The following is a 26,858-nucleotide window of genomic DNA, read 5'->3' on the forward strand; positions in this document are numbered from 1 at the left end:
CGACTCCTGGAACCACGGGTGCGCGTCACTGGTGTGGTTGAGCACCAGGTCCGTGATCACCCGGATGCCCCGCCGGTGCGCCTCCTCCAGCAGGTAGACGAAGTCCTCCACCGTGCCGAACTCCGGCAGCACCGCACGGAAGTCGCTGATGTCGTACCCGCCGTCACGCAACGGCGAAGCGTAGAACGGCGGCAACCACAGGCAGTCGACGCCCAGCCACTCCAGGTAGTCGAGCCGCGACGCGAGCCCGCGGAGGTCACCGGTCCCGTCGCCGTTGGAGTCGCTGAACGCCCGGACCAGGACCTCGTAGAAGACGGCGCCCTTGTACCAGTCCGGGTTCGGCTTCGCCTGCCGCGCGGACTTGAAGTCCTCGGCCTGCGGCTCGACCAGGAAACCGGCGTCGTCGATGGCTTCTCCGGTGTGCGGTGTTCCTTCCAGCCCGAGTGCAGCGTCGGGACGCGGGTCGTCGACCATGATGCCCACCTCGTCGGGGGTTGTGCGGTGGAGCGGCTTGCGCGCGCTCTAGGAAAAACGTCGTTGGAGGCTCACGACGTGCGCGGTCGCACGCCACGGCTCGAGGCGGACGTAGTTCGCCTGTCCCCAGTCCCAGGTCTCGCCCGTGACCTCGTCGTGCGCGATCACCCGCTCGTGCCAGTCGAACCCGAGGTCGGGCAGGTCGAGGTACAGCGTCCCCTCCTGCGCGTTGTTCGGGTCGAGGCTCACGACCACCACGACGGTGTCACCGGTCCCGGGGTCGCGCTTGCTGAACGCGACCAGGGCGTCGTTGTCCAGCTCTTGGAACTTCAACGTGCGCATCTGCTGCAGCGCGGGGTGCGCCTTGCGGATGTGGTTCAGCTTGCGCAACCACGGTTCGAGAGAACGCCCGTCCGCCAGTGCACGGGCGTAGTCGCGTGGCCGCAGCTGGTACTTCTCGGAGTTGAGGTACTCCTCGCTGCCGGGCTTGACCGCCTCGTGCTCGAACAGCTCGTAGCCGCTGTACACGCCCCACGTGGGGGAGAGTGTCGCCGCCAGTGCCGCACGCAGGCCGAACATGCCGGGGCCGCCGTGCTGCAGCGACTCGTGCAGGATGTCCGGCGTGTTGACGAAGAGGTTCGGCCGCGCCTCGTCCCAGTGGTCGCGGAGGTCCTCGCCGAACTCGATCAGCTCCTGCTTGCTCGTCCGCCACGTGAAGTAGGTGTAGGACTGCGTGAAGCCGAGCTTGGCCAGCCCGTAGAGGCGGGCGGGCCGGGTGAAGGCCTCGGACAGGAACAGCGTGTCCGGGTAGACCTCCTTGACCTTCCAGATCAGCCACTGCCAGAAGTCCGGCGGCTTGGTGTGCGGGTTGTCGACCCGGAAGATCCGCACCCCGTGCTCGGCCCAGTACAGGACCACGCGCAGCACCTCGTGGTAGAGGCCCTGCGGGTCGAGGTCGAAGTTGATCGGGTAGATGTCCTGGTACTTCTTCGGCGGGTTCTCCGCGTACGCGATCGTGCCGTCGGGCCTGGTCGTGAACCACTCCGGGTGCTTGAGCACCCACGGGTGGTCCGGCGCGCACTGCAGTGCGAAGTCCAGCGCCACCTCGAGGCCGAGCTCGTGCGCGCGTGCGACCAGCGCGTCGAAGTCCTCGATCGTGCCCAGCTGCGGGTGGATCGCGTCGTGACCGCCCTCGTCGGCACCGATCGCCCAGGGCGAGCCGGTGTCCTCGGGACCCGCGACGAGCGTGTTGTTGGGGCCCTTCCGGTTCACCCGGCCGATCGGGTGGATCGGCGGGAAGTAGACGACGTCGAAGCCCATGGCCGCGACCCGGTCGAGCTCCTTGGTCGCCGTGGCGAACGTGCCGTGCACCGCCTGGCCGGTCTCGTCGATCCCGCCGGTGCTGCGCGGGAAGAACTCGTACCAGGAGCCGTACGCGGCCTTCTTCCGGTCGCACCAGACCTTGTGCGGCTTGCCCTTGGTGATCAGCTCGCGCACCGGGTGCTCGAACATCACCTTCTGCACGTCACCGGCCAGCGCCGGGGCCACCCGTTCGGCCAGCGGCCGTTCGTCGTCGCGCAGCGCCGCGGCCGCGTTCATGAGGAGTGCTCGGTCCTGCCTCCGATCGGGGCGCCTTGCCACCCGATCGAGCAGGAGAGCGCCGATTTCGAGGTCGTTCGCGAGTTCGCCGGCCCCCTGGCCGGCGGCGATCTTCACCTCGACGGTGTGGTTCCAGGTGCCCCAGGGATCACTCCACGCATCGACCCGGAAGGTCCACGCGCCCTCGGCGTCGGGAACGATGGTCGCTCCCCACCGGTCGAGCCCGGTTCCCACCTCGTGCATGCGGGTCTGACGAGCGACTCGGTCGTTCGGTCCCCTCCACGTCACTGTGGCCGCGAGCTTGTCGTGCCCCTCGCGCCAGACTGTCGCCTGGACCGGAATGTGTTCTCCCACAACGGCTTTGGCTGGATACCTACCAGCCGACACCACCGGGGATACGTCGTCGATACCGAGCCGTCCACTCATCGGCAGCGCCCTTCCGCCGTGGATCTCCGCGATGCCTGCGAATCTTGCCTTGTTCGGTCAAACGCCCTGTCAGCGGGTTGCCCCAAGTAGATCCGTACCCCGCTGCCGCCGATCGCACACCTCGAACACGGACCGTGTCCGAGGTCTCCCGGCCGGGCCTCCGGCGCCTCGAACCTCTCCAGTGGACCGTTCTCGTGATACCCACCGGGTCACCGGGGTGTTACGGGTACCGTGCCCGCGTGAACAAGGTTGGCGACCGGTACGTCCTGCTCGACCAGCTCGGTGCGGGTGCGATGGGCGTCGTGTGGCGTGCCCGCGACGAGCTGCTGCACCGCGACGTGGCCGTCAAGCAGCTGCTCCTCACCGAGGTGCAGCCGGACGAGTTCCACGAGGCCGTCCAGCGGGCCATGCGCGAGGGCCGCATCGCCGCCCGCCTGCAGCACCCGAACGCGATCGCCGTGTACGACGTCGTGGTCGAGGACGGCAAGCCCTGCCTGGTCATGGAGTACCTGCCGTCGCGCAACCTGTCGGCGCTGCTGAGCGAGCGCGGCACCATGCCCGTGCAGGAGGCGGCCAGGATCGGCTCGCTGGCCGCCGGGGCGCTGGCCGCCGCGCACGAGGCCGGCATCGTGCACCGCGACATCAAGCCCGGCAACGTCCTCATTGGACGCGACGGCGCCGTCAAGATCACCGACTTCGGCATCTCCCGCGCCCTGGGCGACGTGGCCGTGACGAAGACCGGGATGCTCGCGGGCACGCCCGCCTACCTCGCGCCGGAGCTCGCCCGCGGCTCCGAGCCCGCGCCGCCGTCGGACGTGTTCTCGCTCGGCGCGACGATCTACGCGATGACCGAGGGCGAACCGCCGTTCGGCAAGAGCACGAACGACCTCGGCCTGCTCTACAAGGTCGCCCGCGGCGAGACCCGGCCGCCGATGCGCTCCGGCCCGCTCACGCCGCTGCTCACCCGCCTGCTCGCCAACGAGCCGCACCAGCGCCCGACCGCCGCGCAGGCCGCCGAGGCGCTCAGGGCCGTCGCCGCGGGCCAGCAGGTGCCGGCCACGACGTTCATCCCGCCCGGTGCGGGCACGCCGCCCGGTGGCACCGCCGTCCTGCCGCCCGGCACGCCTCCCGGCGGCACGCTGCGCCAGTCCGGCCCGCCGTCGCCGCCGCCGCGCCAGGGACCGGGCACCGGCACGTACGGGGCCGCGTCCCGGCCCCCCACGGCCCGCCAGGCCGTGCCCGCGGGCCCGCCCGGCCCGCCCACCCGGCCGCCCCGCGAGCCCGACCAGGAACCGGAGCCGAAGCGCAACCGCGGCCTCGCGGTGGCCGCCTCGGTGCTCGCCGTCCTGCTGGTCGCGGGCGTCGCCTACGCGATCATCCAGGGCACGGGCGACGACCAGCGGACAGCCGACCCCGGTCCCTCGACGTCGCAGGAGGTCGAGCCGACCAGGCCGACCGCCGGTGACGAGCCGACCACCACCCAGCCGCAGCCGACCCAGAAGCCGCCGGCGCCGACCTACACCACCGCGCCGACCACCACCGCGTCCAAGCCGAGCGGCCCGAAGTTCAGCAAGGCGCAGGTCACGCAGTTCGTGCAGCAGCACTACGGCAAGCTGCCCGGCAACACCGACGCCGCGATCAAGGACTTCACGAAGGAGAGCGCGCCGAGGGCAGCGGACTACCAGGACTACTGGAAGGCGTTCAGCAAGGTCGCGCTGCAGGGCACGCCGCTGGTCGAGGCGAACGACGACGGCTTCTCGGTGACGGTGGCGCTCAAGCTCACCGAGGCCGAGGGGGACAAGACCAAGACCGAGGAGCACACCCTGACCGTCGCCGGTGACGGGGACAGGCCGCTGATCGCGAGCCGCGACCACCCGTAGTCCGCCGGGCGTGTGACCGGGAACGTTGTCAGTGCCGCGGGGGTGCCGGGTAAGTTGCCTCGTCATGCGAGCACTTCGCCGGTTCACCGTCCGCGCCAGTCTGCCGGAGCCCCTGTCCGCGCTGAGCACGCTCGCCACCAACCTGCGCTGGACGTGGCACCCGCCGACGCAGGAACTCTTCTCCTCGATCGACTCCCGGGTCTGGTCCGAGGTCGGTGGCGACCCGTTGCGCCTGCTGTCCGCTGTCGGCGCCGCCGACGCGGGACGGCTGGAGACACTTGCGAGAGATGAGCAGTTCCTCCTGAAGGTGCACGCGCTGGCGTCCGACCTCGACCGCTACGTCAACGGTCCGCGCTGGTACCAGCGCCGCCAGGACGAGATCGCCGGGCGCAGGGAGCACGGCGGCGGCACCGACACCCCGTTGCCCACCTCGGTCGCGTACTTCTCGATGGAGTTCGGCGTGCACGAGGCGCTGCCGAACTACTCGGGCGGTCTCGGCATCCTCGCCGGCGACCACCTGAAGGCGGCCTCCGACCTGGGCGTCCCGCTGATCGCGGTCGGCCTGCTGTACCGCTCCGGCTACTTCCGCCAGTCGCTGTCGCTCGACGGCTGGCAGCAGGAGCACTACCCGTCGCTCGACCCGCGCGGCCTGCCGCTGGAGCTGCTCACCGAGCCGTCCGGCCTGCCGCTGCTCGTGCACGTCGCCATGCCCGGTGACCGGGTGCTGCGCGCGAAGATCTGGAAGGCCCAGGTCGGCCGGGTGCCACTGCTGCTGCTCGACTCCGACGTGGAGCAGAACGACGAGGACCTGCGCGGTGTCACCGACCGGCTCTACGGCGGCGACCAGAACCACCGCATCCGCCAGGAGATCCTCGCCGGCATCGGCGGGGTCCGCGCGGTCCGCACGTTCTGCGAGCTCACCGGGCACGCGCAGCCCGAGGTGTTCCACACGAACGAGGGCCACGCGGGCTTCCTCGGCCTGGAGCGGATCCGCGAGTACATCACCAACGACGGCCTCGACTTCGACCAGGCGCTGACCGCGGCGCGCGCCGGTGCCGTGTTCACCACGCACACCCCCGTGCCCGCGGGCATCGACCGCTTCCCGGTCGACCTGGTCCAGCACTACTTCGGGTCCGAGCAGCTCGTGCCCGGCGTGAACACCCAGCGCATCCTCGCGCTCGGCGCCGAGGACAACCCCGGCATGTTCAACATGGCGCACATGGGCCTGCGCCTGGCCCAGCGCGCCAACGGCGTGTCGAAACTGCACGGCGAGGTCAGCCGGGACATGTTCCGCGGCCTCTGGCCGAGCTTCGACGCCACCGAGGTGCCGATCGGTTCGGTCACGAACGGCGTGCACGGCCCGACCTGGGCGGCGGCGGAGATGAGCCGCCTGCTCGGCGCCTCCGAGGCGGACACGCAGACCAGCGGCATCGGTCTCGGCGCGTTCGAGCCGGTCACCGACGCGGGCCTGTGGGAGCTGCGCTCGACGCTGCGCGGCCGGCTCGTCGACGAGGTGCGCAGGCGGCTGCGCGAGTCGTGGCTGCAGCGCGGCGCCTCCGCCCTGGAGCTGGGCTGGACCGACGGCGTGTTCGACCCCGGTGTGCTCACCGTCGGGTTCGCCCGCCGCGTGCCCACCTACAAGCGCCTCACGCTGATGCTGCGCGACCCGGAGCGGCTGCGGTCGCTGCTGCTGCACCCCGAACGGCCCGTGCAGCTCGTGGTGGCCGGCAAGTCGCACCCGGCCGACGACGGCGGCAAGGCCCTGATCCAGCAGATCGTGCGCTACGCCGACGACGCGGGCGTGCGCCACCGGATCGTGTTCCTGCCCGACTACGACATGTCGATGGCCCGCTACCTGTACTGGGGCTGCGACGTGTGGCTGAACAACCCGATGCGCCCGCTGGAGGCGTGCGGCACGTCCGGCATGAAGGCCGCGCTGAACGGCGGGCTCAACCTGTCCATCCGCGACGGCTGGTGGGACGAGCTCTACGACGGCTCCAACGGCTGGGCCATCCCGACCGCGGACGGCGTCAACGACCCGATCCGGCGCGACGACCTGGAGGCCAACGCGCTCTACGAGCTGCTCGGCTCGCAGGTCGCGCCGCTGTTCTACGACCGCAACGAGGACGGCGTCCCGCTGCGGTGGATGTCCATGGTCCGGCACACGCTGGCCTCGCTCGGCCCGGTCGTGCAGGCCTCGCGCATGGTCCGCGAGTACGTGGAGACGTACTACGCGCCGGCCGCCGCGTCCGCCCAGAACGTCGTCGGTGAGGGCTTCCGCGGCGCGAAGGAGCTGTCGGCGTACCGGCACCGGCTGCGCGCCTCGTGGACGCGGGTGCGGGTGCTCGACAGCGACCTGGTGATCGCCGGGTCGTCGGTGCCGGTACTCGGGTCGCCGGTCGTGGTGCGCGCCCGCGTCGAGCTGGCCGGCCTGGAACCGTCCGAAGTGGACGTCCAGGTGGTGCTCGGCAAGCTCACCCACGACTCGGACGAGCTGAAGGACGTCGTCACCGCGCCGATGAACTACGCGGGCAACGGCAACTACGAGGCCGAGGTGCCGCTGCCGCACGCCGGTGCGCTGGGCTACACCGTCCGCGTGCTGCCCCGGCACGGCCTGCTGGCCTCGCCCGCGGAGCTGGGACGCGTGGTCCTGGCCGGCTGACCGCTCAGCCCGATCGACGCAGGGCATCCAGCTCGCCTTCTTCCGGCGGGCTGGATGCCCTGATTTGTTCATTTTCACCGTGCCCGGTCACTGCTCGTGACCTGGTTCAGGCGCATCTCGCCCAGGCACGTCTCCCTCATCCGGATGACGCCCTTTTCCGGCGGGTGATTTCACGATCCCCGCTGGTAGGGGTCGGTGGACCGACTTACGCTCGATCGCATCGGACGAACCGCAGCCGAATTCCGACGGAACTTTCCGGCGCGGCCCCACCTGATTGCGCATTGAGGAAGAAGGTAGCCGTGAAGAAGACGATTACCGCGCTCTCGCTCGCCGCAGCTCTGTTCGCCGCCTCCACGGTTCCGGCTGCCTCCGTCACGACCGCCGCGCCGGAACCGCCCGCCGCCTGCGCCGACCTCGTCTCCGACCTGGCGGCGAAGCTCAAGAAGGCCGTCGCCAGCCTCGTCCCGGCCCCCGACGTGGCCGCGCTGACACCGCTGGTCGGTGACGTGCTCGCCGTCCTGACGGCGATGCAGAACGCGGGATGTCTGCCGGCACCACCGGTCAGCGCGCCGAGCGTGCCCGCGCCGGTCACCGCGAAGACCTACGAGGGACCCGCCGACCAGTGCGTGGCGGCCGTGCTGAACCTGATCTCGTCCGTCGCCGGTCTCGGCGGCACGGTGCTGGGTGCGGCCGCCGGAGCCCAGCCCGACGCCGCCAAGCTGACCGAGCTGCTGAAGGGCGTGCTGAAGGACGCCGAGGACCTGCTCGCGAAGTGCGGCCTGCCGAAGCCGTCCGGTGGCATGCCCGCGATGTCGGGCGCGCCGCTGCCGGTCGGGCAGGGCTGATCCGGCGCGGGGTGGGAAGGGCCCGTCACGGTGTCGGTGGCGGGCCCTTCCCACCGGTGGGTCAGCTGATCTCCAGCCGGGCGCGGGTCGCCGCGACCCGCGGGTACCAGCCGGCGAGCTCGTGCGCCTCGGCCACGAACGCACGCGCCTTCGCGTTGTCGCCGTCCGCCATCCACGCCCGCGCGACCGTGACCAGGTCGTCCGCCCGCCCCAGCGCCTGCTCGCTGTTCTCCGCGGCCCACGTCGCGAGCTTGCGCGCCTCCGCGTTCTGCCCCTCGATCAACGCGATCAGCGCCAGCGTCCCGTGGGCCCGGTGCTTCGGGTACCCGGCCTCGTAGGCGTTGACCAGCATGTTCTTCGCCGTCTCCAGCCCGATCTCGCGCGGGAACTGCCCGGACTCCACGGCCTGCGCCGCCACCCCCGCGGCCGTGGCCATGACGAACGCGAGCTCCCGCTGGGAGAGGTCCGAGCGCGAGCTCAACCCGACCACCGTCTGCAACGCGTCGAGGTACTTCTCCCGCGCGCACGCCGTGACGACCTTGAGCCCGACCACGGTCAGCAGGTGCGGGTACCGCGCGACCGCCTCCTCGTAGATCCGCTCCGCCGCCTCGACGTCACCGCGGTGGTAGGCGTCCATCCCCGCTCCCACCAGCGGGCGTGCCTCCATCTCGTCGAGCGGCCGTCCGCTGACCTTCGGCAACCGGAACACGAACCACCCCAGGCTCGTGTGCCCCGGCTTCTCGAGCGGCCACAGCTGCACCGCGAGCAGCGCCGTCGAGGCGAGCGCCATGCCCTTGCCGAACGCCCAGCCGGTGAGCAGCCACGTCACCGCCACGAACAGCGCGGTCACCACGATCGCGGTGACCCCGGCCAGCACGGTCCGGCGCCGCACCCCCGGCTTCACCCCGGTGAAGCTCAACGACGCGAGCAGCGGCACCGACCGCAGCACGACCCGGCGGTCGTTGCTCGTCCACGACCTCACCTCGCTGCCCACGCCGATCGTCACGTGGGTGAGCCGCAGTCCGAAGAGGACGGCGCCGAGCGCCAGCCCCGCCTGCACCACGCTCAGCTCCAGCAGCAACCCGGTCACCGCCCCCGCGAGCCCCAGGTACCAGGCCGACGGGTCCCACGCGATCGTGCCCGCCACGACCAGGGCCGCGAGGGCCCAGCGCACAACTGTCACGGTTCGCAGACGCTACTCGGCGGGCTCGCGGTTCCCGGCTCGGGCCGATGTGGGGGACCGGCCGGCCGTCGGCGCGTCTCGGAGTGCCGTTCCGGACCACCGGCTTCGGCGCACCAGCCCCGGTTCCCCGGCCTCACGCCACCGCCTGCGTGCCGCCCTCCCGCACCGGCAGTCCCGCGGCCCGCCACGCCCGGTACCCGCCCACGAGGTCCGTCGCGTTCGGCAGCCCGATCCGTTGCAGGTCCCGCGCCGCCAGCGACGACGAGTAGCCCTCGTTGCAGACCACGACGACCGTGGTGTCGGCGGTGAACCCGGGCAGCCGCCAGTCGCCGGTCGGGTCGAGCCGCCACTCCAGCACGATCCGCTCGACCACCACGGAGTTCTCGATCTCGCCCTCGGCGAGCCGGTTGGGCAGCGGCCGGATGTCGACGACCAGCGCGTCCGGCAGGGCGTGCACCTCCTGCGGGGTGAGGCGGGTGAGGTGGGCGCGGGCGGCTTCGAGGTAGGTGTCGACGTTGCTCACGGGCCCTCCAGGTCGGCCAGCCGGCGCAGCTCGGACAGCGGCAGCCGTTGTGCGGGCAGGGGTGGGATCTGGTCGGGGATGTCGAGCAGCGACGCGTACTCGCGCGTGGGCACGAGGGGCGGTGAGTAGGCGTGCACGGTGGCCGCGGGGGTGTCGAAGGGGTTCGTCACCTGGTGGGCGCGGCCGGAGCCGAAGCCCAGCGCGTCGCCGGTCGTGCGCACGGCGGAGCGGACCGGGCCGGCCGGGTAGCGGTAGTCCTCGTGCAGCCGGCCGGTCAGCACGGTGAACGAGCCCGCGGACCCGCCGTGGTCGTGCGGTTCGGTGCCCTGGCCGGGCAACCACGACAGCAGCCACAGCTCGACGCCCTCGGTCAGGCCCAGGCGCGCCCACCAGCGGCGTTCGGCCGAGTACTCCAGGACCTGGAGCAGGCCCGTGGTCAGCTCGCTCGCCACGAACGAGGTCAGGTCGCGCAACTCGCGCGGGGTCCACAGCGACCGCGACGGGTGGATCACGTCACGCAGCAGCTGGGTGTCCAGGACAGGGTGCAGGTCGTACTCGGAAAGGGTGGAAGTCACCGGCTCGCTCCTGAAGGCCACGTCGGTACGGGGTAGCGATCAAGACGCGACGGCGGCCGTCGTTCAGCGCGCGCGTCGCGTCGAGCTACACCCGCACGACGCCACCAGGACGAGGTCGATCGTGCGGTCGGACCAGTAGTGGACCAGCACGACCGTGATGGTGCCACGATTGCCTCGAAGGCCGCCACAGCGTCCACGGGCTGGTCACCGGAACTGCCTCCGAGCTGCCGGTCAGCGCGGCAGCCGCAGCAACAGCAGCGACCGCGCCTCCATCGTCAGCTTCGTGCGCGGCAGCAGCGCCGAGGTGTCCGCCGGCGAGCCGTCCGGGGTCGTCGTGTCCAGGAACGGCTCGTACGACGGCCCGTACCGCTCGTGCGGCAGCGTCACCGTGATCGCCTCCGCGCCCGAGTGCATCAGCAGCAGCCACGAGTCGTCCGACACCAGCTCGCCGTCGCGGGTGCGGGACAGGCAGTTCGAGCCGTCGACGAACATGCCGAGGGTGCGGCGGCCCTCGTCGAACCAGTCGGTCTCGGCCATCTCCTGGCCGTCCGGCCGGAACCACACCAGGTCCGGGTTGCCGCTCGGGGTCGTGCGGCCCTCGAAGAACTCCGGCTGCCGCAGCGCGGGCGAGGACGAGCGCAGGTCGATCAGCCGCTGCGTGAACCCCAGCAGCGCCTCGCCCGCGTCCGTCCTGGTCCAGTCGACCCACGAGACGCGGTTGTCCAGGCAGTACGCGTTGTTGTTGCCGCCCTGGGTGCGCCACATCTCGTCGCCCGCGACCATCATCGGCGTGCCGGTGGACAGCAGCAGCGTGGCGAGCAGGTTGCGGGCCTGCTTCGCCCGCAGCGCGAGGACGTCCCGGTCGGTCGTCCCGCCCTCGGCGCCGCAGTTCCACGACCGGTTGTCGTTCGTGCCGTCCCGGTTCTCCTCGCCGTTCTCCTCGTTGTGCTTGTCGTTGTAGGACACCAGGTCCCGCAGCGTGAAACCGTCGTGGGCGGTGATGAAGTTGATCGACTGCCACGGGCGGCGCAGGTCGTCGGCGTAGAGGTCGGACGAGCCGGACAGGCGGTAGGCGAGGTCGCGCACCGACGTGTGCCCGCGCCAGAAGTCGCGCACGGTGTCGCGGTAGCGGCCGTTCCACTCCGCCCACTGCATGCCGAAGTCGCCCACCCGGTAGCCGTCGCCGGTCGCGTCCCACGGCTCGGCGATCAGCTTCGCGCGGCACAGCACCGGGTCCGTGGTGATCGCGGTCAGCAGGGCCGAGTCGCGGTCGAAGAACCCGCCGCCGGGACGGCCCATCGTCGAGGCGAGGTCGAACCGGAACCCGTCCACGCCCATCTCCTCCGCCCAGTACCGCAGCGAGTCGGTGACGAGGCGGACGACCTGCGGGGAACCGGCGTCGAGCGTGTTGCCGCAGCCGGTGATGTCGACCGTGCTGCCGCCGCCGGCGTGCAGGTAGTAGCCGGGTGCGTCGAACCCGCGGAACGACAGCGTCGGGCCGTCCGGGCCGCCCTCGCACGTGTGGTTGTAGACGACGTCGATCAGCACCTCGATGTTCGCCGCGTGCAGCGCCGCGACCATCGTGCGGAACTCCTGCACCTCGTTGCCCGGCTCGCTCGCGTACGCCGGGTGCGGCGCGCAGTACGCCAGCGGCGAGTAGCCCCAGTAGTTGCGGGCCCCGCGGCTGATCAGCGAGGGCTCGTCCTGGAACGCCTGCACCGGCAGCAGTTCGACGGTCGTGACGCCCAGCCTGGTCAGGTGCTCGACCGCGGCCGGGTGCGCGAGGCCGAGGTAGGTGCCGCGCAGCCGCTCCGGGATGTCCGGGTGGCTCTTCGTGAAGCCCTTGACGTGCAGCTCGTAGATCACCGCCTCCTCGAACGGCACCTCGGGCTTGGTCCCGGTGTTCGCGCCGCCCGGCGAGCTGACCACGCTCAGCGGGACGCTGCCCAGCGAGTCCTCCGCCGACGGCGGGCCGTGCATGGGGTCGCCGACGTAGCCCAGCGCCCTGCCCAGGTCGGTGACCGCGCCGGTGATCTGCCGGGCGTACGGGTCGACCAGCAGCTTCGCCGGGTTGCAGCGCAGCCCCCTGCCGGTGTCGTAGGGGCCGTGCACCCGGTAGCCGTAGCGCTGGCCGGGTGTGACGCCGGGCACCAGGCCGTGCCAGACGCCGAACGTCCGCTCGGTCAGCTCCACCCGTTTCTCCGCGCCGTCCTCACCGATCAGGCAGACCTCCACCGCGTCGGCGACGTGCGAGGTCACCGCGAACCGGACACCGCCCGCCTCGGCGTGTGCCCCCAGCGGGAACGGTCGGCCTGCCAGCACCTCGGACTCCGGTCGCGTAGCCATGCCTCCGATCTTGGCATCCGCCACCGACAAAAAACTTGAGACTTCACACAGGCGGCGCAGCGGTCGTGCCCGGTGTGAGGTGCACCCCGATGAGTGGTCGGTCGGAGGCCGTTCGGAACAATGGGGGCGTGGCGGACGTCGACGTGACAGATCTGGTCGTGCACATGGCGGGCGTGTCGGTCCGCCGAGGCAAGAACACGCTGGTCGGCAACATCGACTGGAGCGTGGAGCTGGACGAGCGCTGGGTGGTGCTGGGCCCGAACGGCGCCGGCAAGACCACCCTGCTGAGGCTCTCCAGCGCCGACCTGCACCCGACCAAGGGCAAGGTCCACCTCCTGGGTGAACGCCTCGGCAAGACCGACGTGCAGGAGCTCAAGCCCAGGATCGGGCTGTGCTCGGCGGCGCTCGGCGGCCGCATCCCGCCGGACGAGTCGGTCGTCGACCTCGTCGTCTCCGCCGGCTACGCGGTCCTCGGCCGCTGGCGCGAGGAGTACGGCAAGCAGGACACCGACCGCGCCCGCGAGCTGCTCGGCACGCTCGGCATGGCACACCTCGCCGACCGCCTCTACGGCACGCTGAGCGAGGGCGAGCGCAAGCGCACGCTGATCGCCCGCGCGTTGATGACCGACCCCGAGATGCTGCTGCTCGACGAGCCCGCCGCGGGCCTCGACCTGGGCGGCCGCGAGGACCTCGTGGCGAAGCTCTCCGAGCTCGCGCTCGACCCGGACGCGCCCGCGATGGTGCTGGTCACGCACCACGTCGAGGAGATCCCGCCGGGCTTCACCCACGCCCTGCTGCTGCGCGAGGGCTCGATCGTGGCGCAGGGGCTGCTGGAGGACACCCTCACCGAGGAGAACCTCTCGAAGACGTTCGGCCAGGACCTGGAGCTGCAGAAGTCCGGGGACCGCTTCTTCGCCCGCAGGAAGAGCTAACAGCTACTGCCGGGTAACGTGAGGGCAGCCGGACTGAACCGCGAGTTCGCGTCGGTCGTCCGGTCGCCTCTTCGGGTCAACCGCCGGAGGCGATTCGGGCCGAAGCGGCGGCCGGACGGCCGACTTCCCGGCGAACTCGCCGCCGTCTGCGGAGCAGCGGCCGAAGATACGGAGGATTGCTTTGGCTGAGTTCGTGAGGCTCGAGGTCGAGGACGGGATCGGCACGATCCGCCTGGAGCGGCCGCCGATGAACGCCCTGAACCGGCAGGTGCAGACCGAGCTCCAGGCCGCCGCGAAGGAGGCCTCCGAGCGGTCAGACGTCTACGCGGTGATCGTCTACGGCGGCGAGAAGGTCTTCGCGGCCGGCGCGGACGTCAAGGAGTTCGCGAAGATCTCCCACGCCGAGATGACGCTGCGGGCCAAGGGCCTGTCCGACGCACTCGGCGCGCTGGCCACGGTGCCCAAGCCGACGGTCGCGGCCATCACCGGCTACGCGCTCGGCGGCGGGTTCGAGGTCGCGCTCGGCTGCGACCGGCGCATCGCGGGTGACAACGCCAAGCTCGGCCAGCCCGAGATCCTGCTCGGCCTGATCCCCGGCGGTGGCGGCACGCAGCGCCTCGCCCGGCTGATCGGCCCCGCGAAGACCAAGGACCTGCTCTACACCGGCCGGTTCGTCGGCGCCCAGGAGGCGCTGGAGATCGGCATGGTCGACGAGGTCGTCGCGCCCGACGACGTGTACGCGGCCGCCGTGCGGTGGGCCAAGCAGTTCGTCGGCGGACCGGTGCTCGCGCTGGCCGCCACCAAGGCCGCCGTCGACGGCGGCCTCGACACGGACCTCGAGTCCGGTCTCAAGCTGGAGAGCCACCTCTTCGCGGCGCTGTTCGCGACCGAGGACAAGAAGGCCGGTGTGGAGTCGTTCATCGAGAACGGCCCCGGGAAGGCGAAGTTCAGTGGCAACTGACCCGGCACCCAACCCGCACGCGACCGAGGAACAGGTCGAGGCGGCCTACCAGGACACCAAGCTCGCCCAGGTGCTCTACCACGACTGGGAGGCGGGCACGTACGACGAGAAGTGGTCGATCTCCTACGACGAGCGCTGCATCACCTACGCGACCGAGCGCTTCCGCGCCGCCGCCGGTGACGCCGGACCGTACGGGCACGCGCTGGAGCTGGGCTGCGGCACCGGCTTCTTCCTGCTGAACCTCATGCAGGGCGGGGTGGTCGAGAAGGGTTCGGTCACCGACCTGTCGCCCGGCATGGTCGAGGTCGCGCTGCGCAACGCCGAGCACCTGGGCCTCGACGTCGACGGCCGGGTCGCCGACGCCGAGCGCATCCCGTACGACGACGACACGTTCGACCTCGTCGTCGGCCACGCGGTGCTGCACCACATCCCCGATGTGGAGGCGGCCATGCGCGAGGTGCTGCGGGTGCTCAAGCCCGGCGGCAAGTTCGTGTTCGCGGGCGACCCGACGAACATCGGCAACTTCTACGCCCGCAGGCTCGGCCAGGCGACGTGGTGGCTCACCACCACCATCACCAAGGCCGTGCCGGTGCTGAACGACTGGCGCCGCCCGCAGGAGGAGCTCGACGAGTCCTCCCGCGCCGCCGCGCTGGAAGCGGTCGTCGACCTGCACACGTTCGACCCCGACCAGCTGGAGGCCACGGCCCGGCGCGCCGGTGCCGTCGGTGTCCGCGCCGTCACCGACGAGCTGTCGGCGGCGTTGTTCGGCTGGCCGGTGCGCACGTTCGAGGCCGCGGTGCCGCGCGAGAAGCTCGGGTTCGGCTGGGCGATGTTCGCCTACCGCACCTGGCAGAACCTCTCCTGGCTCGACCAGAACGTGCTCTCGAAGGTGCTGCCGCGCGAGGTGTTCTACAACGTGTCGATCACCGGCAGGAAGTCGCAGTAGGGCGTTGGGGTACGCGTTCACCTCGGCCGACGTGGCGTTCCTGCGCTCTGCCGCCGGAACCGCCGCTCTCGCCGAGGTGGACGCGCTGCCGTTCACCGACGCCTCCCGCCTGCACGACGTCGGTGCCGCCCGCAGGCTGCTCGGCGACGGCTTCGCCCCCGTGGTCGAGACGGTGCTGCTGCGCCGCCGCGCCCGGTCCAAACTGGACGGTGCGCGCGACTGGCTGTTCACCGACGACGCGCTCCAGCAGGCGACCGCCTCCCCGGTCGCGCGGCACCGGGCGGAACGCTTCCGCGGCCGGGACGTCCACGACGTGACGTGCTCGGTCGGCGCTGACCTGGGGGCGCTGCACGAGGTCGCCGCCCGTTGCCTCGGCTCCGACCTCGACCCGGTCCGGCTCGCCATGGCCCGTCACAACGTCCCCGGTGCGCTCGTGGTCAGGGCCGACGCGCTGCGGCCGGTCTCCAGGGCCACCGCGGTCACCGCCGACCCGGCCCGCCGCGACTCCGCCGGCCGCCGCCGGTGGCATCCCCAGGACTTCCTGCCACCGCTCGACGAGCTGGCCGAGGTGTACGCGCACGTCGACCTGGCGGTGAAGTGCGCGCCCGGCATCGACTTCGCGGTCGCGCCGTGGGCCGACGAGGTCGAGCTGGTGTCGCTGGACGGGTCCGTCCGCGAGGCCTGCCTGTGGACCAGGGGCCTGGCCACACCGGGGGTGTCCCGCCGCGCCACGGTCCTGCACGGCACGGAGGTGTGGACGCTCACCGACGCCGAACCCGACGACTGCCCGGTCGCCCCGCCCGGCGAGTGGCTCGTCGACCCGGATGGCGCCGTCGTGCGCGCGGGCCTGGTGCGGCACTACGCGGCCCGGCACGGCCTGCACCAGCTCGACGAGCGCATCGCCTACCTCAGCGGGCCGGAACCGCCGCCGGGCATCAGGGCGTTCCGCGTGCTCGACCACGCGCACTACACCGAGAAGGCGCTGAAGACGCTGCTGAAGGCGCGCGGGATCGGCCGGGTGGAGATCCTGGTGCGCGGCCTCGACGTCGACCCGAACACGCTGCGCAAGCGCCTCAAGCCCAGTGGTCCCGACGAGGCGTCGGTCGTGCTGACCAGGATCGGGTCCAGGCCGGTCATGCTGCTGTGCCGGGCAGAGCGGACCTGAGCCGGGATCAGGCCGGGGCGAACGCGGCGAGCACGAGGTCGAGCCGGTCCCCGTCGAGCTCCGGGCGCAACCGCTGCCCGTGGCGCAGCGTGGCGATGCCGTGCAGGGCGCTCCAGAACGCCTCGGCGAGCGCGTCGAGGTCGCGGTCGCCTGCGACGGGTTCCAGTGCGGCGACGATCTCGCCGAACGACGTGCGCAGCTCGGCCGGCGTCTCCTCGCTGCCGAACGCGATGTCGATCCGCTGCACGAACATGGCGTCGTAGAGCGCGGGCCGTTCCCCGGCGAACCGCAGGTAGGCCTCGGCGAGCGCGCGCAGCGGGGCGGTGCTGGTGGCGGCGGCGGTGGTGCGCGCGGCGCGCATCCGGCGGCCGAGCTCGGCGAAGCCCTCGACCGCGACCGCGCGCACGATCGCGTCCTTGCCCTTGAAGTGGCTGTAGAGCACCGGCTGGCTGTACTCGACCTTCTCGGCGAGCCGGCGCGTCGTCACCGCGTCCCAGCCGTCCGACTCGGCCAGCTCGCGGGCCGCGTCGATGATCAGCTGGTGCCGCTCTGCTCGTTCGCGCTCCCGGCGCTGCTGGACGGACACGACCCAGAATCTAGCACTGCTAGACAACCGAGCGGCGTTCATTTAGCGTTGCTCGTGTTGCTAGCAGTGCTAGATCCTGGAGGGTGTCATGCGGTTGACCACGACCATGGCGTGGCTCGTCGTCGCGGCGGGTTTCGTGTTCGGGCTGAACTTCCTGTTCAACGGGCACGGCGCCGCCGCGGGGTTCGGCATCGCCGACCCGAGCGGCTACTACGTCGTGAAGGGCGTGCGCGACCTGGCGTACGCGTTGACGGCGCTGATCCTGCTGGTGCTGCGGCAGCGGCGGGCGCTCGGCTGGGTGGTGCTCGCGGACGCGGTCATCCCGATCGGCGACTTCTTCTCGGTGGTCACGTCGGGCGGCAGTGCCGCCTACGCGGCCGCGGTGCACGGCTCGGCGGCCGTGCTCGTGCTGATCACGGCCGCACTGCTGCTGCGCGAGTCAGCTCACGCACCGTCCGCACCAGCTGCGGGTCCTCGATCTCCAGCATCAGCAGCCCGCTGAGCACGCGGAACGCCCGCAGCAGCTCCTCCGGCTCGGTGGATCGCGCGAGGGTGGCGCCGAACTCGCCGGCGTCGGACAGGTCGTCGAGGCCGCGGCCCTGCACGGCGGGAAGGCCCCGGCGCAGGCACCGCAACGACATCACGTTGTCGCGCATGGTGTTGACGAGGTGCAGCGCCTGCCACACCCGGCCCCGCGCGAGGCTCGCGCGGACGTGCAGCGCGTGCAGCCACGCCAGGCCGATGAGCTGGCCGCGGTCGGGTGGCCGCACCTTCGGGATGTCGTTGACCTCGCCGAACAGCAACCGGAACGCGGGCCCGGACGCACCGAACTCCGCCGAGGGCCAGAACGCGAGGTCCACCTGCAGGGTCGTGGCCATCAGGAAGACCCGGAAGAGGGTGGCGCCGTGCTGCACGTCGAGGTGGCTGACCGCGCCGCACGCGTAGAGCAGGTCGGTCCAGTCCTCCACCACGGCGTCCATGTCGCGGTCGACGGACACGGCGAAGTCGAGGTCGGACCAGCGGTCTTCCCGTCCCAGCGCGGACGACCCCGTCAGCGCCGCCCCGACCACCCGCGGGTCGGAGTCGGCGGCGCTGACGAGGTCGTCGCGCAACCGGTCACGTTCGGAAACTGTGAACACGGACCAACACTATTGGTGGTGACTTGAGCCCCGGCTCAGATCACCCCGTGGCCACGGCGAAGACGTGCAGGTCCCCGTCCTCGGGCAGCACGATGCCCTGCAGCACCTTGCCTTCCGGGGCCGTGTACGTCTTCGTCGCGAAGATGTGCGTGGCGACCTTCTCGTTGCCGCCGCCGAGCTGGTTGCGGTACGGGGTGGCGGCGACGACCACGTTGCCGTAGCTCGGGGTGGCCCCGCCGCCGCCCAGCGTCCAGTCGCTGAACCCGATCTCGACCGGTGCCGTGGTGCCGTCGGTGAACGTCACCGTTGCGGTGCGGGTGCGGGCGCCGTTGGCGGCCGAGCCGAGGAACGCGAGCCTCGTGCCGGACAGCGTGAGCTTCTGCTTGTTCGCGGTCACGTTGTCCGGGCGGCCGGCGGGGGAGCCGGGCCAGGTGAACGTGAGCCCGTCGACCGTGCCGGTCTGGCCGGGCACGAGCCCCGCTGTGGCCAGCGCCTGCCGCGAGTAGCTGTAGCCGCCGCCGTCGAAGTCGCCGTCGCCGGTGGCGTCGTCGGAGGCACCGACGTTGTTCACCGCGGCGAGCATGCTGCCCTCCTGCGCGACCTTCGCCGTCATCGGCAGCACGACCGGCTTGGCGGCGCCCTCCACGGTCACCGTGACGGTGAAGTCGTAGAAGCCCTCCGCCGTACCGGCCGCGGCGCTCACCTGGAACGACGACGGCACCGCGCCGGTGGCCGGGGTGAACGTCAGCGACTCGGGGCCGGTGATCACGTAGGTCGCCTTCGGGTCGCCGTCGTAGAGCTTGACCGCGTTGACCTTCGCCGTGACGGTTCCGCCCGGCGTGACGACGACCTGCTGCGGCTCGACGCTCAGGTAGTAGGGCTGGTCGTGCTTGATCGGTTCTTCGCCGTCGCGGAACGACGGCGGCGCGTCGGCCGCGCCGGTGCCCCAGGACGACGGCTTGGCGCCGAGCACGAAGTCGAGCTTGCCGCCGCGTTCGACGAACGACTCCGGCAGCCAGGTCTTGGTCGCTGTGCGGCCGTTGACCTTCATCGACTGCACGTACTTGTTCGCGGTGCTCGCGCCGGGTGCGGTGATGGTGATGTCCCTGCCGCCACCGCGGTTGATCTTCACCGACGTGAACAGCGGGCTGCTCAGCACCAGCTCGGCGCGCGAGGGCACCTGCGGGTACACGCCCATGGCGGTGAACACGAACCACGACGACATGGCGCCGAGGTCGTCGTTGCCGGGAATGCCGCCGGGGGTGTTCTTCCACAGCGTGTTCACGGTCTCCCGCAACGTCTCCTGCGTCTTCGCGGGCTGACCGGTGTAGTTGTAGAGCCACGGCACGTTCACCGACGGCTCGTTGTCCAGCTCGGACTTCGCGCCGCCCTTGCCGGTGAGCGCCCAGCTGCCGTCGGCGTTGTGGAAGAAGTCGTCGAGCCGCTTGTTCGCGCGGTCCTTGCCGCCCAGCGACTCCACGAGCCCGGCCACGTTGTGCGTGACCATCCAGGTGTACTGGGCGCTGCTGCCCTCGACGAACCCGTTGCCGGTGTCGGGCGTGAAGTTCTTGACCCACGTGCCGTCGGCGTTGCGGTTGCGGACGTAGCCGCCGGTGCTGTGCGCGACCGGGTCGAAGTTGTGCTGCCACCACTGGGACCGCTCGGCGAACGTCTTCGCGGTCCTGCGGTCACCCGTGCGCTCGGCGAGCTGGCTGATCGCGAAGTCGGCCGCGGAGATCTCCAGGGTCTCCGCCGCACCGCCCCAGGCGTTCGACACGGACGGCATGTACCCGTGCTCCAGGTACTTGTCGAGCGACGGCCGCTGACCGACCGACATCACGGCCCAGCCGTCCTTGCTCAGGTCGAGCGGCGTCGGCACGGTGGCCGCCTTGACCAGCGACTTGAGCGAGGCCCGCAGGTCGTAGCCCCGGCCGCCGAACGCGGAGATCGCGGCGAGCGCGATCGGCGCGGGGTCGCCGTTCATCACGTGCGTCCCACCGCTGGCGTGCGTCCAGCGGTCCCAGACGCCACCGTTCTGCTCGGCCTGGTTCAGCAGCGACTGCGCGATGTCCGAGCCGATCTGCGGTTCCAGCAGGGTCAGCAGCTGCAGCTGCGAGCGGTAGACGTCCCAGCCGGAGAACGTGCCGTACTGGGCCTTCTGCCGCTGCCGGTCGACCTTGTGCACCTTGCCGTCGAAGCCGGCGTACTCGCCGTTGGCGTCGCTGAAGAGGTTGGGGTGCAACAACGAGTGGTAGAGCGCGGTGTAGAACTTCGTGCGGTCGTCATCGGAGCCGCCGCCGACCTCGATGCGCTTGAGCTGCTGCTGCCACGCGATGTAGGCGTTGTCCCGCATGTCCTCGATGGACTGGCCCTTGTTCTCGGCCCGCAGGTTCGCCCTGGCGTTGTCGAGGCTGACGTAGGAGATGCCGACCTTGACGTTCACCTGCGCGCCCGGCTCGAAGCCGAGGTACGCGCCGGACCCCTTGCCCAGCACCGGCCAGCCGTTCGTGCCGTACGTCGTGCCGCCCTTCGAGGTGGTGCTCCCGGGCGTGACAACGTTGTCCTGGTACGTGCCGACCTCCTTGAACGGCTGGTCGAACTCCGCCACGAAGTGCAGCGTGTAGTAGCTGCGGCGGCCGGCCTGGTTGATGTAGCCGCAGAAGTTGCCGGACGTGACGCTGCCGGTGATCGTGCGCTTCTCCTGGTCCACCGCGGTCTGCGCGTCGGAGGAGCCGACCTGCGACTTGGAGGTGTTGACCAGCACCGTGGCCGGCTTGCCGGCGGGGAAGGTGAACCGCGCGGCACCGGTGCGTTCGGTGGCGGACAGCTCGGCCTTCGCGCCGGACTTGAGCGTCACGTCGTAGCGGCCGGGCTTGGCCACCTCGTCGGCGTGCGCGAACTCGCTGGCGTAGACCGCGTCCGTGGCGTCGGTCGTCGGCGATGTCGTGACGGTGCCGACGTGCGGGAAGATCGGGACGTCCCCGCTGCCGCCCGCGCAGCCCGTGCCGGACATGTGGGTGAGGCTGAACCCGCGGATCTTCGTGGCGTCGTACCGGTACCCGCCGGGGGCCGCGGCGCGCAGGGTGTTGCCGCGGGAGGCCTCCGGGCTGAACGAGAACATGCCGAACGGCACGACCGCGCCGGGGAAGGTGTTCCCGAGGTTGGTCGTGCCGATGAACGGGTTGACGTGTGCTGCCGGGTCCGGCACCACCTGAACCTGGGGCTGAGCGGAGGCAGGGACCACTCCGAACGTCATGGCCACCGCCACCGCAGCTGCCGTGAGGACTCTTCGCTGCATGGTCGCGGACCCTACTTTCCGTGCCCGCTCAACCCCAGAGAGCGACACGAACCTGTCGTCAAACGGACAACCGCTGCTCCATGAACGTCCTCAGCGCGGGCCAGTCGGTGTCCTCCGCGACCGCCACCTGGTGCTTTCCGCCGATCAGCGCGCCTTCGTCGTCGACGTCGAGCAGGTGCGTCTTGAGCGTGAGCGTGCCGGGGATGATCGCCTCGGCGACCGCGACGGCGTCGTGCACGAGGATGCCCTCGTAGTCCGACCGCCCGGCGAGGTAGGCGCGGTAGGTCTCGGTCAGCCCGCTGAGCACCGGGTCGACGGCGTCGAGGAACGCCGGGTCCGCGATGCACCGCTGGGTGAGGTTGAGCGGCACCACGACCGGGTTGCCCCTGCGGACCACCGTGCGCGCCGCCGCCGGGTCGGCCCAGAAGTTGAACTCGGCCCGTTCCGTGGTGTTGCCCAGCCCCAGCCCGCCACCCATGACGACCAGCCGCGGGAACTCCACCCCGGCCTCAACAGCCCTGGCGATGTTGGTCTGCGGCCCGATCGCCGCCACCACGGTCTCGGCCGTGACGTGCTCGCGGAAGAACTCGACGACGTCACCCTCGTGCAGCGCCCTGTCGTTCTCCGGCAAGGTGTGCGCCCGCCCGCCGAGCCCGTCCGCACCGTGCACGTCCGCGGCCCCGCCCGGCCCCTCCGCACCCCTGACCACGGGCACGTCCGTCCGCCCCAGGTGCGCCAGCAACCGCTGGGCGTTGCGCGTGGTGTGCTCCAGCGACACGTTGCCGAACACGGTGGTGAGGGCGACCAGCTCGACCTCGGGACTGCGAGCGGCGAGCGCGATCGCGAACGCGTCGTCCACGCCGGGGTCGGTGTCGATGATGAGAGGAATCGCCATGCCCCCAGCCTGCCCGACGGCTCGGGTCAGCGTGCATGCCGCAGGACCGTTGTCAGGCATCTTCCTACCAGAGATGGCGCTGCAGGTGCGTCATCGGAGTGCTTGCAGGATTCGTACCGGCACTCGTTCTCTAGCTACGTCGAGCACTCGCTCCAGGCTCACCGCCAGCTCGGAAGAGTCGAGGTCGATGGCATCAGTCCAAGCTCCTGGCTCGTATCGAGCAAGACTCGACAGTCCCAACAGAAGCGCCCACCACAGCATCAATGGGTGAGGACTCGGACCTCCGGCCAATTCTGGCAGGGCGTAGCCGATGAGGTGGGGATACGGTGTTCTTGCATGTCGGTCATCGATCTCAACGAAAGAAGCAAGCTCTCGCTGTCTGCGCCAGAAGTCAGCGATGCTTATGTTTGGTGGTGCTTCCCTTCCGATCGTGACTCGCCATGAACCATCATGATCGGGTCCGCCAACGACCTCATCGTCCGGGCCGGAGCGCTCACCGCCACTGGGTCCTTGCTTAACCCCGAACGCGTCACGAAGAGTTGGATATGGCTGAAGGGCTCGGGTTACGTCGTCCCCAGTCTTGGCTGCAATGGTGGCTGATGTGGATACCATGCCGCCAGTAGTTATGGGAAGCTGAGATGGGTCGGCATTTTGTTGGCCTGTCAATGCCCGGACGTCTTGAACTCCGATTGGAACGTCGAGTGCTCTTGGCCATTCTCCTGCGCTTCTAGGTATTTGGGTATTGCGAAGATCCGGGTTAACTGCCCATAATGCGCCGAGTTCGACCATTCCGCTCAGTGCAGGGGAGCCTATAGCTTCCGAAACGCCCTTGAAGGAGTTGATTCCACGGCCATTTGGTTCTACCCGGGTTGCCAGCAGTGAGGTTGCCGCACTGCTGTCCACGCTCAGGCCATGTCCGCGAAGAACTCCGGAACTGGCCAGATGTGCGGCCGCTATGGCTCGTCCGGCTTGGCTGAGTGAGTAGAAGAGCGGAAGCGGGCGTGCCGAGTAGCCGGCGGCATCAGCAGCTTCGGCAAGTTCCTCCGCCTGCCGCAGAGACGCTACGAACGTCTTGCGTCGATCAGCATCCGTTGCGGCCAAACCTGTCGGAGTTGCGCGGAGACTGCGGATTTCCTGCCAAATACGAGTGTTCAAGTCGTGAGTCTCCTTCGATCCTGTGTAGAGCGGCACCCTGCGCGAGTCATTCGTCGTGCATCTCCGGCCTTAGCTCCCACACGCCACACGACTGCCCACATGCGGTCCACCACTCTCTGTCAGGTGGATCGCCGTCGATGCACCCGCCGTTAGTGGAGGTCGAGCACGGTCTCCACGCGCGCGGCGAACACGTCGTCGAACTCGCCGTCGATCCGGAACACCAGGTGCCCGTCGTCATCGGTGCGCGCGATCCGCAGGGTCAGGTGGGCGAGCGGGTACTCGAACCAGATCTCGACTTCGTCGTCTGTGCCGGGTAGGCCGGCCTCGAGCGCGCCCTCGTCCAGTTCGTCCCAGCGGTAGTTGACCAGGCCCGCCAGGTACTCGACGACCCTGGTCAGGTTCTCGGTGAAGATCCAGCCGCACACTTCGCGCACGACTCCGGATGGTGCCTGGCCAGGCCGGTCGTTCGCGAATAGTTAAAGTGCCCGCATGACTTCGATGTGGGGCGCACCCGTGTGGACCAGGTGGGCCAGGTCGCGCCGGGATCCGCAGCAGGCGCGCTTCCTCACGATGGCGTCGTTGCGCTGGGTCCTGCGCCACCGCGCCTACACGCCCTGGTACCTGGTGCGGTACTGGCGGCTGCTCCGGTTCCGGCTGCTCAACCCGCACGTGGTGCTGCGGGGCATGGTGTTCTTCGGCAAGCGCGTCGACGTGATGGCGCGGCCGGGGTACGGGCGGCTGGAGATCGGGCGGTGGGTGCACATCGGGGACGGCAACGCCATCCGGTGCCACGAGGGGTCGTTGCGGATCGGCGACAAGGTTGTGTTCGGCAAGGACAACACGGTCAACTGCTACCTCGACGTCGAGATCGGGGCGTCCAGCCTGGTCGCGGACTGGGTCTACATCTGCGACTTCGACCACAAGACCGAGGACATCACCTTGCCGATCAAGGACCAGGGCATCGTGAAGTCGCCGGTGCGGATCGGGCCGGACTGCTGGCTCGGCGCCAAGGTCACGGTGCTGCGCGGCACGCGGGTCGGGCGTGGGTGCGTGCTCGGCGCGCACGCGGTGGTGCGCGGGGACGTGCCGGACTTCAAGATCGCGGTCGGCGCGCCCGCCCGCGTGGTGCGGGACCGGCGCGCCGACTACGAGGCGGACGCGCAGCGCCGGGCGGACGTCGCCGACATGGCGCGCAAGGCCCAGGAGGCGCTGGCTAGGCGAGCGGAAGAAGCTGCGGACGCTTAGGCGTGAAGCCGTCGCCGGGCTGGCGGCCGATCAGCCTGTTGCGCGAGCGCGAGTAGGCGACCGGGAGGACCTGGTCGCGCAGCCACCGCCAGTGGTCCCACAGCGACGCGCCGGCCGCGGCGCCGGGCAGCGGTGCCGTCCAGGCCGGGTCGAACGGCACGTCCAGCGCGGACAGCAGGTGCCCGGCCAGCCGCCGGTGGCCCAGCGACGACAGGTGCAGGCGGTCGGGGCCGAAGTAGCGCGAGTCGTTGACGCACTCGTCGGCCCACACGTCCACCAGCAGCACGCCGTACCGGGCCGCCGCCGCGCGCACCGCGGCGTTCAGGGCCTCGATGCGCGGGCGCATGCGCCGGCCGAACGGCATCCGGTGCGAGATGTCGCTCAACGTGAACACGGCGACGGTCGGCGCCAGCGACGACACGGCGGACACCACCGCGTCGACCCGGTCGGCGATCTGGGCGCAGGTCGCGCCGGACATCACGTCGTTGCCGCCGCCGAAGAGCACGAGCAGGTCCGGTGACAGCTCGGCGGCGAGCGGCACCTGTTCGGCGAGCATCTGGTCGAGCCGGCGTCCGCGCACGCCGAGGTTGGCGTAGCGGAAACCGGGCGCGTCCAGCACGGACGCCACCCGGTCAGCCCAGCCGCGGTACGCGCCGTCGGGCAGCAGGTCGTCCAGGCCCTCGGTGCAGCTGTCCCCGAGTGCCACGAAGCGTTGGTATCTCATTCAGTCCCCGGTCACCTCTCGTTCACGTGGCCGCGGACTGTACTGGAGCTAGGTGAACAGATTTCCCGTCGCGATCTTGGGGCGGCCCAGCACCCGCGGCTCGCGCACGACGGCCGACGCGTAGACCTCCGCCGTGCCCGCCGCGATCGTGGCCCAGTTGAAGTCCGTTGCGAGCCGTGCCTTGGCGGCGCGCGCACGGGTGGCGGCAGCCGCCGGGTCCGACAGCACCGCGCGCACCGCACGGGCCAGCCCGTCCACGTCACCGGGCGCGAACGACAGCCCGGTTACCCCGTCCAGCACGACCTCGCCCAGGCCGCCCGCCGTCGAGGCCACCAGCGGTGTCCCGGCGGCGGCCGCCTCCAGGGCCACGATGCCGAACGGCTCGTACCGCGACGGCAGCACGACCGCGTTCGCGGCGGTGAGCAGCGCGGCGAGCGACCGGTCGGACAGGTGCCCCACGAACTCCACCGCCCGCAGCACCCGGTGCTTGCGCGCCTGCTCCCGCAACCACTCCGTCTGCGAACCACCACCGGCCACCACGACCCGCGTGCCCCGGAACGCCCTGCGGATCCGCGGCAGCGCGGCGATCAGGTCCTGGACGCCCTTCTCCCACTCGATCCGGCCGAAGAACAGCAGCAGCGGGTCGCCGTGCGGGGTGTGCCGCCGCCGGGCCGCACCGACGTCCGCCGGGCGCACCCGCCAGCCGCCGGGCTCGATGCCGTTGTGGAGCACGGAGACGTCCGCGGTGTCCACTTCGAACAGGTGCGCCACCTCCCGGCGCATCGCCGACGAGCACGTGATCAGCGCGTCGGCCCGGTTCGCGAGCCACCACTCCACCGAGTGCACCTGCTGGTTCAGCGGGTGCGAGAGCCAGCCGGAGTGCCTGCCCGCCTCGGTCGCGTGCACCGTGGCCACCAGCGGCACGCCGTGGGCCTCCGCGAGCGCGATCGCCGGGTGCGAGACCAGCCAGTCGTGCGCGTGCACCACGTCCGGTCGCCACGGTGCCAGCGCCAGCCCGGCGCGGACCATCGCGTGGCCCATCGCGAGCGTCCACGCCACGAGGTCCTTCTCGAACACCAGGTGCGCGGGGTCCTCGGCGACCCGGACGAGCCGCACGCCCTCGCTCTCCACGTCCGCGGTGGGGTGCGTGACCGCGTCGGTGCCGGACGGTTGCCGGCACAGCACGACGACCTCGTGCCCCTGCGCGGCCAGCTGTGTCGCGAGCGCGTGGACGTGCCTGCCCAGCCCGCCGACGACCACCGGCGGGTACTCCCACGACAACATCAGCACGCGCATGCC

23 protein-coding genes are annotated in these 26,858 nt (G+C 70.9%); 9 read left to right on the top strand and 14 right to left on the bottom strand.

The window, feature by feature from the left end; genetic code table 11:
- Both ACZ7CH_RS28395 and ACZ7CH_RS28400 read right to left on the bottom strand, forming a co-directional pair.
- The coding region (locus ACZ7CH_RS28395; RefSeq protein ID WP_470375367.1) for an alpha-amylase family glycosyl hydrolase at nucleotides 1-474 on the bottom strand (474 nt) is incomplete at its 3' end.
- A gap of 48 nt (nucleotides 475-522) precedes the next feature.
- Nucleotides 523-2,499 (bottom strand): alpha-1,4-glucan--maltose-1-phosphate maltosyltransferase, encoded by a 1,977-nt coding sequence (locus tag ACZ7CH_RS28400; RefSeq protein ID WP_360391435.1) that lies wholly within the window; start codon nucleotides 2,497-2,499, stop codon nucleotides 523-525.
- A gap of 239 nt (nucleotides 2,500-2,738) precedes the next feature.
- Here ACZ7CH_RS28400 and ACZ7CH_RS28405 point away from each other — a divergent pair, with 239 nt between their 5' ends.
- From ACZ7CH_RS28405 to ACZ7CH_RS28415, 3 genes are all read left to right on the top strand, one after another.
- On the top strand, nucleotides 2,739-4,379 hold the full coding sequence (locus tag ACZ7CH_RS28405; RefSeq protein ID WP_470375368.1) for a serine/threonine-protein kinase: 1,641 nt from the start codon (nucleotides 2,739-2,741) through the stop codon (nucleotides 4,377-4,379).
- A gap of 64 nt (nucleotides 4,380-4,443) precedes the next feature.
- Nucleotides 4,444-7,041 carry an alpha-glucan family phosphorylase gene (glgP, locus tag ACZ7CH_RS28410; RefSeq protein ID WP_360391430.1) on the top strand — a complete coding sequence of 866 codons (2,598 nt, stop codon included), beginning with the start codon at nucleotides 4,444-4,446 and terminating at the stop codon, nucleotides 7,039-7,041.
- Between the two features lie 299 nt (nucleotides 7,042-7,340).
- Nucleotides 7,341-7,886 (top strand): hypothetical protein, encoded by a 546-nt coding sequence (locus ACZ7CH_RS28415; RefSeq protein ID WP_470375369.1) that lies wholly within the window; start codon nucleotides 7,341-7,343, stop codon nucleotides 7,884-7,886.
- Between the two features lie 61 nt (nucleotides 7,887-7,947).
- Here the strand turns inward: ACZ7CH_RS28415 and ACZ7CH_RS28420 are convergent, their stop codons facing one another.
- The 4 genes from ACZ7CH_RS28420 to glgX all read right to left on the bottom strand — a co-directional run bounded on the left by ACZ7CH_RS28420 (nucleotide 7,948) and on the right by glgX (nucleotide 12,513).
- A complete protein-coding gene (locus ACZ7CH_RS28420) occupies nucleotides 7,948-9,069 on the bottom strand; it encodes a hypothetical protein (RefSeq protein WP_360391425.1) in 1,122 nt (373 codons plus the stop codon).
- 133 nt (nucleotides 9,070-9,202) lie between these two features.
- The gene (locus ACZ7CH_RS28425) at nucleotides 9,203-9,592 is read right to left on the bottom strand and encodes a rhodanese-like domain-containing protein (RefSeq protein WP_360391422.1); all 390 of its coding nucleotides are present in this window, start codon (nucleotides 9,590-9,592) and stop codon (nucleotides 9,203-9,205) included.
- Nucleotides 9,589-10,167, bottom strand: a complete 579-nt coding sequence (locus tag ACZ7CH_RS28430) for a cysteine dioxygenase (RefSeq protein WP_360391420.1) — start codon at nucleotides 10,165-10,167, stop codon at nucleotides 9,589-9,591. The genes ACZ7CH_RS28425 and ACZ7CH_RS28430 overlap by 4 nt, the downstream gene beginning before the upstream one ends.
- Before the next feature lie 231 nt (nucleotides 10,168-10,398).
- Nucleotides 10,399-12,513: a glycogen debranching protein GlgX gene (gene glgX / locus ACZ7CH_RS28435; RefSeq protein ID WP_470375370.1), complete on the bottom strand. Its 2,115-nt coding sequence runs from the start codon at nucleotides 12,511-12,513 to the stop codon at nucleotides 10,399-10,401.
- 89 nt (nucleotides 12,514-12,602) lie between these two features.
- Here glgX and ACZ7CH_RS28440 point away from each other — a divergent pair, with 89 nt between their 5' ends.
- The 4 genes from ACZ7CH_RS28440 (at nucleotide 12,603) to ACZ7CH_RS28455 (ending at nucleotide 16,517) form a co-directional block, all read left to right on the top strand.
- Entirely contained in the window at nucleotides 12,603-13,445 is an 843-nt protein-coding gene (locus ACZ7CH_RS28440; RefSeq protein WP_470370838.1) for an ABC transporter ATP-binding protein, read from the top strand.
- 181 nt (nucleotides 13,446-13,626) lie between these two features.
- Entirely contained in the window at nucleotides 13,627-14,406 is a 780-nt protein-coding gene (locus ACZ7CH_RS28445) for an enoyl-CoA hydratase/isomerase family protein (protein WP_360391414.1), read from the top strand.
- Nucleotides 14,396-15,352, top strand: a complete 957-nt coding sequence (locus tag ACZ7CH_RS28450; protein WP_458430534.1) for a class I SAM-dependent methyltransferase — start codon at nucleotides 14,396-14,398, stop codon at nucleotides 15,350-15,352. The genes ACZ7CH_RS28445 and ACZ7CH_RS28450 overlap by 11 nt, the downstream gene beginning before the upstream one ends.
- Before the next feature lie 4 nt (nucleotides 15,353-15,356).
- Nucleotides 15,357-16,517, top strand: a complete 1,161-nt coding sequence (locus ACZ7CH_RS28455; RefSeq protein WP_360391408.1) for a THUMP-like domain-containing protein — start codon at nucleotides 15,357-15,359, stop codon at nucleotides 16,515-16,517.
- A 7-nt stretch (nucleotides 16,518-16,524) separates the two neighbouring features.
- On the opposite strand, the gene ACZ7CH_RS28460 is transcribed toward ACZ7CH_RS28455, so the two are convergent.
- Nucleotides 16,525-17,103 (bottom strand): TetR/AcrR family transcriptional regulator, encoded by a 579-nt coding sequence (locus ACZ7CH_RS28460; protein WP_470375371.1) that lies wholly within the window; start codon nucleotides 17,101-17,103, stop codon nucleotides 16,525-16,527.
- A gap of 88 nt (nucleotides 17,104-17,191) precedes the next feature.
- Here ACZ7CH_RS28460 and ACZ7CH_RS28465 point away from each other — a divergent pair, with 88 nt between their 5' ends.
- A complete protein-coding gene (locus ACZ7CH_RS28465) occupies nucleotides 17,192-17,605 on the top strand; it encodes a DUF4267 domain-containing protein (protein WP_458430537.1) in 414 nt (137 codons plus the stop codon).
- Here ACZ7CH_RS28465 and ACZ7CH_RS28470 read toward each other — a convergent pair.
- The 5 genes from ACZ7CH_RS28470 to ACZ7CH_RS28490 form a co-directional block, all read right to left on the bottom strand.
- Nucleotides 17,517-18,242 carry a nucleotidyltransferase domain-containing protein gene (locus ACZ7CH_RS28470; RefSeq protein WP_360391399.1) on the bottom strand — a complete coding sequence of 242 codons (726 nt, stop codon included), beginning with the start codon at nucleotides 18,240-18,242 and terminating at the stop codon, nucleotides 17,517-17,519. The two genes, ACZ7CH_RS28465 and ACZ7CH_RS28470, sit on opposite strands and share 89 nt — an antisense overlap.
- 40 nt (nucleotides 18,243-18,282) lie before the next feature.
- On the bottom strand, nucleotides 18,283-21,540 hold the full coding sequence (locus tag ACZ7CH_RS28475) for a GH92 family glycosyl hydrolase (RefSeq protein WP_470375372.1): 3,258 nt from the start codon (nucleotides 21,538-21,540) through the stop codon (nucleotides 18,283-18,285).
- A gap of 58 nt (nucleotides 21,541-21,598) precedes the next feature.
- Nucleotides 21,599-22,435 carry a nucleoside hydrolase gene (locus ACZ7CH_RS28480; RefSeq protein WP_360391394.1) on the bottom strand — a complete coding sequence of 279 codons (837 nt, stop codon included), beginning with the start codon at nucleotides 22,433-22,435 and terminating at the stop codon, nucleotides 21,599-21,601.
- Nucleotides 22,436-22,525: 90 nt separating this feature from the next.
- On the bottom strand, nucleotides 22,526-23,626 hold the full coding sequence (locus tag ACZ7CH_RS28485; protein ID WP_470375373.1) for a YaaC family protein: 1,101 nt from the start codon (nucleotides 23,624-23,626) through the stop codon (nucleotides 22,526-22,528).
- Between the two features lie 113 nt (nucleotides 23,627-23,739).
- Nucleotides 23,740-24,024 (bottom strand): hypothetical protein, encoded by a 285-nt coding sequence (locus tag ACZ7CH_RS28490; protein ID WP_470375374.1) that lies wholly within the window; start codon nucleotides 24,022-24,024, stop codon nucleotides 23,740-23,742.
- Between the two features lie 55 nt (nucleotides 24,025-24,079).
- On the opposite strand from ACZ7CH_RS28490, the gene ACZ7CH_RS28495 reads away from it, so the two are divergent.
- On the top strand, nucleotides 24,080-24,835 hold the full coding sequence (locus ACZ7CH_RS28495) for an acyltransferase (RefSeq protein WP_360391385.1): 756 nt from the start codon (nucleotides 24,080-24,082) through the stop codon (nucleotides 24,833-24,835).
- Here the strand turns inward: ACZ7CH_RS28495 and ACZ7CH_RS28500 are convergent.
- Together ACZ7CH_RS28500 and ACZ7CH_RS28505 are read right to left on the bottom strand one after the other, a co-directional pair.
- Complete coding sequence (locus ACZ7CH_RS28500; RefSeq protein ID WP_360391382.1) at nucleotides 24,804-25,559, bottom strand: SGNH/GDSL hydrolase family protein; 756 nt, start codon at nucleotides 25,557-25,559, stop codon at nucleotides 24,804-24,806. The genes ACZ7CH_RS28495 and ACZ7CH_RS28500 overlap by 32 nt on opposite strands.
- A 48-nt stretch (nucleotides 25,560-25,607) precedes the next feature.
- Nucleotides 25,608-26,855: a glycosyltransferase family 4 protein gene (locus ACZ7CH_RS28505; protein WP_470375375.1), complete on the bottom strand. Its 1,248-nt coding sequence runs from the start codon at nucleotides 26,853-26,855 to the stop codon at nucleotides 25,608-25,610.
- Nucleotides 26,856-26,858 lie beyond the last annotated feature (3 nt).

It is taken from the genome of Lentzea sp. NPDC037011, assembly GCF_055607425.1.